The 4,124-nt window shown below is 69.0% G+C and carries 5 protein-coding genes and 1 pseudogene; 3 read left to right on the forward strand and 3 right to left on the reverse strand.

Features of this window, described 5'->3' with window-relative positions:
• Positions 1-159 (reverse strand): annotated as a pseudogene (locus ACOJSF_RS06495) (glutathione-dependent formaldehyde dehydrogenase); the annotation flags it as partial.
• A 23-nt stretch (positions 160-182) separates the two neighbouring features.
• Entirely contained in the window at positions 183-755 is a 573-nt protein-coding gene (locus ACOJSF_RS06500) for an SRPBCC family protein (protein ID WP_420141402.1), read from the reverse strand.
• Between the two features lie 183 nt (positions 756-938).
• Between ACOJSF_RS06500 and ACOJSF_RS06505 the strand changes: the two genes are divergently transcribed.
• The 3 genes from ACOJSF_RS06505 (at position 939) to ACOJSF_RS06515 (ending at position 2,653) form a co-directional block, all read left to right on the forward strand.
• Complete coding sequence (locus tag ACOJSF_RS06505) at positions 939-1,517, forward strand: DNA-3-methyladenine glycosylase (RefSeq protein WP_420141403.1); 579 nt, start codon at positions 939-941, stop codon at positions 1,515-1,517.
• Entirely contained in the window at positions 1,501-1,944 is a 444-nt protein-coding gene (locus ACOJSF_RS06510) for a DUF1810 domain-containing protein (RefSeq protein WP_420141404.1), read from the forward strand. Before ACOJSF_RS06505 ends, ACOJSF_RS06510 begins: the two co-directional genes overlap by 17 nt.
• 76 nt (positions 1,945-2,020) lie before the next feature.
• The gene (locus tag ACOJSF_RS06515) at positions 2,021-2,653 is read left to right on the forward strand and encodes a peptidylprolyl isomerase (protein ID WP_420141405.1); all 633 of its coding nucleotides are present in this window, start codon (positions 2,021-2,023) and stop codon (positions 2,651-2,653) included.
• Here ACOJSF_RS06515 and ACOJSF_RS06520 read toward each other — a convergent pair.
• Positions 2,622-4,124: ComEC/Rec2 family competence protein (locus ACOJSF_RS06520; RefSeq protein ID WP_420141406.1), on the reverse strand; the 1,503-nt coding region annotated here is incomplete at its 5' end. The two genes, ACOJSF_RS06515 and ACOJSF_RS06520, sit on opposite strands and share 32 nt — an antisense overlap.

Consider the following 4,124-nt stretch of genomic DNA (forward strand, 5'->3'; position numbering starts at 1 on the left):
CTGCATCGTCGGGATGTAATGGTCGTACAGGTGAAGATCCGACCCGCAGATCGCGGTCGACGTAACGCGAATGATCGCGTCGCGCGGGTTGATGATCTCGGGATCGTCGACGGTCTCGATGCGGACGTCGTGCTTGCCGTGCCAGGTGAGGGCGCGCATGGTTTCGGCTCCTTGAAAGCGGGTCAGGCGGCGGTGGGAAGGTCGGTCGCCTCGGCACGCGTCCGCGCGGACGTGCTGATCTCGCCCGTTTCGATGAATTGCTTGAAGCGGCGCAGGTCGCGGCGCGCCTGTAAGGCGGGCTCGCGCTGAAACAGCTTGGCCAACAGCTCGCCGATCAGGCCGCCGGGCGGGTCGTAGGCAATCACGGCGCGGACGACCGTTCCCCTGCCCTCGACCTCGTGAAACTCCAGCTTGCCGGAATGCCGGACATCCGATCCTTCGACCGATTCCCATGCGATCAGCGCACCGGGGCGATCCTCGGTCACCACGGCGTCCCATTCCACGGTGCGGCCACCGGGCGCCTTGACCACCCAGTGCGAGCGGACATCGTCCAGCACGTCGATCCGGGCGACATTTTCCATCACCTTGGGCAGATTCGAAAAATCGCGCCAGAAATCGTACAGGTCCTGCGCAGGCCGGGCGATCGTGACGATCGACGCGGACACGCTTCGCTCGTCACGCGGAGCCTCGGAAGCGCGCACGTCGCCATCGCGCGCGGCGGTCGCCGGCGCGCCGGTCAAGGTGAGATCAGTCATGATCGCTCCGGATTTTCAAGCTGTTGCGGTTGAGCGTTCAATCGAACGGCGCGGCTGCAAGTTCCTTGACTGCGGCGAGGCGGGCCGCACGCACGAAGAAAAATGACTGGAGCTAATCCAGATTAGTCAGATCAAGCGCCCCCAGGATGTCGTCATTCATTTCCGACGCGTTATGACGCGACGATGCCTGATCTTTTCTCGCCGACATTCTGGACCCAGCCGGTTGACATACTTGCGCGCACTCTGATCGGTGCCGAATTGCTGATCGAGGGGGTCGGCGGGATCATTGTCGAAACCGAGGCCTACGATGTGGACGACCCCGCCTCGCACAGCTTCGGCGGCCCGCGCGCCCGCAATGCCGCGATGTTCGGGCCCGGCGGTCACGCCTATGTCTATCGGATCTACGGCATCCACTGGTGCCTCAATCTGGTCGGCGGCGCGCGCGCGGGGGGCGCGGTGCTGATCCGCGCGCTGGAACCGACGCACGGAATCGACGTGATGGCGCAGCGGCGCGGCCTGACGGACAGGCGCGCGCTCTGTTCGGGCCCGGGCAAGCTCGCCCAGGCTTTGGCGGTCACGGGCGCGTTCGACGGACTTCCCCTCGATCGGCCGCCGTTCGCGTTGCGCACCGGTCAGCCGGTGGAGGTGGTCGCCGGCGCGCGCATCGGGATCAGCAAGGCGGTCGCGCAGCCCTGGCGCTTCGGCGCGAAGGGATCGCCTTACCTCAGCCGGCCGTTCTCCCGGCATGACCGATCCGTATGACCTCGACCGCTTCGTCACCGCACAAGCGGCCACCTATCCATCCGCGCTCGACGAGATCAGGCGCGGACACAAACGCAGCCACTGGATGTGGTTCGTCTTCCCCCAGATCGCCGGCCTCGGGCGCAGCCCGACCGCGATCCACTACTCGATCACGTCGCTCGACGAAGCGCGCGCCTATCTTGCCCACCCGCTCCTCGGTGCGCGGCTGCGCGAGAGCGTATCGGCGCTCCAGGCGCTCCCCGCTGCCGACGCGGAGGCGGTGTTCGGCTCGGTCGACTCCACGAAGCTGCGCTCGTCGCTCACGCTGTTCGCTCACGCCGCCCCCGGTGAGCAACTATTCGGCGAAGCGCTCAGTCGCTGGTTCGGCGAACCGGACGCGGCGACGCTGCGCCTGATCGGCGCGCCAGCGGCGCGACCGGATCGTTAACCGACGGAGTCAAGGGACCGGCACGTACAGGCGCTCGGCTGTTGAAGCGGATGCCCTTTCGGGGTTGAACAGAGGCATGACCACCCGCCGATTCCTTCTCGCCGCCCTCTTGCTGCTTGCAACACCGGCCGTCGCCCAGACCGAGCCCCCCGCCGCGCCACCGCCGCCCACGCAGCCCAGGCCGGCCACGGCGCGGGTCGCGCTCACCACGCCCGAGGGTCCGATCGTGCTGGAGCTGGAAACCGGGCGAGCGCCGATCACGGCCGGAAATTTCCTCACCTATGTCGACCAGAAGCGGCTCGACGGCGCGACCTTCTACCGCGCGGTGCCGATCGGCGAGGGCTATGGGCTGGTGCAGGGCGGGATCCAGAACGATCCCAAGAAGCAGCTCAAACCGATCGCGCACGAACCGACCAGCCAGACCGGGCTGAGCCACACCGACGGCGCGATCGCGATGGCGCGGCTGGCCCCCGGCACGGCGGCGAGCGAGTTCTTCATCGTGGTCGGCGATCTCGTCTCGATGGACGCGGACCCGACCAAGCCAGGCGACAATCAGGGCTTTGCCGTGTTCGGCCACGTCGTCGAGGGGATGGATGTCGTGAAGCGCATCCTGGTCGCGCCCAAGTCTGCGACCAAGGGCGAAGGCGTGATGCGTGGCCAGATGCTGGAGCCCGAGATCAGGATCCTGACCGCGCGGCGGATGAACTGACCGGCGCCGCCGCCCTTGCGATCCACGGGTGCTGGTCACGGTCGAACACACTCCGCACTGCCCCGTTCGTCAGCGTAACCGCCACCCCGCCCGTCCGCGCCAGCACCGATCGGTCGAGCCGCAGCCAGCGCGGCGTGCAGGCATGCGGCAGGCGGCGGTCACTCACGACGATATCCGCCCAGCGACACGCGGTAACGAACCCCGCCCAATCGAGGAAGTATGGGCTGCGCGTCGCGAGCAGGCGCCACGCGCGGTCGCCACGCTGGACCACCGCGACGCACGCATCGGCGGTGCACCGCGCGCCCGGCATGGCGTCGAGGTCGAGCGCCGCCGCCTGGATGCCCGATCCTTCGGACATCTGCTCGCGCACATAATCCCCGGCGCGCGGGCGGAGGAGGTGCAGCCCGTCCGCTGTCCGGATGGCGAGGTGCTTGCCGTCCCCCGTCACCAGCAGGTCGGGCGCGGGGGTCAGCAGCACCCAGGCGGCGCCGACGACAATCGGCGCGATCCCCAGCCGCCGCACGCGAGTGCGCCACAGAGCCACCCATAGCCCGCCGCCGACCATCGACAGGAACGCCCCGCGCGGCATCGACGGAAGCGCGGCCACGGCGCCCGGCGCCTCCGCCACCATCCGGGCCAGCGCGAGCAGCAGCGTGAGCCCTTGCCCCGCCAGCCACCAGAACGGCGCGCCCAGCCCCATCACATCGAGGAGCAGCGCCAGCGCTTCCAGCGGCATGACGACGAAGGTCGTGAGCGGAATCGCGATCACGTTGGCGAGCGCGCCGTACAGGCCGGCGCGATGAAAATGATAGGCCGCGATCGGCGCCAGCGCGCCTTCGACCAACAGGCCGGTGGCGAGCAGGATGGCCAGCCCCCGTCCCGTCCGGTGAACCCAGCCTTCTTCGCGCGGGCGGGTGAAACGCCGCACGGCGGGATGCTCGTGAAACGCGATGATCGCGATCACGGCGGTGAAGCTGAGCTGGAAGCTGGGGCCCGCCACCGCCTCCGGCCGAAACAACATCACCACCAGCGCGCCCGCCGCGACCAGCCGCAGCGTCAGCGCTTCGCGGCCGAGCGCGATTCCCGCCAGCACCAGCAACGCGGCAACGCATGACCGCACCGTCGGCACCTCCGCGCCCGACAGCAACGTATAAGCCAGCCCCGCGAGCGCGCCTGCCCCCACCGCGATCAGCAGCAACGGCGCACGCAGCGCGAGCCACGGCGACAGCGCCAGCAGGCGGAGCGTCAGCAGCATCGTTCCCGCCACCACCGCGGTCACATGCAATCCGCTGATCGACAGGAGATGCGCCAGCCCCGAACGGCGCATCGCATCCGCATCCTCGTCGGTGATCGCGCCCGTGTCGCCGGTGACGAAGGCGGCGGCGATGCCCCCGACGCTTCCGGAAAGGCGGTGCTGGATATGCGCGGTCAGCGCGCTGCGGCGATCGTCCAGCCACGCCGTCGGCCCGCC

Origin of the sequence: Sphingomonas sp. (assembly GCF_048594985.1) — a bacterium.
Lineage (GTDB): Bacteria > Pseudomonadota > Alphaproteobacteria > Sphingomonadales > Sphingomonadaceae > Sphingomonas_I.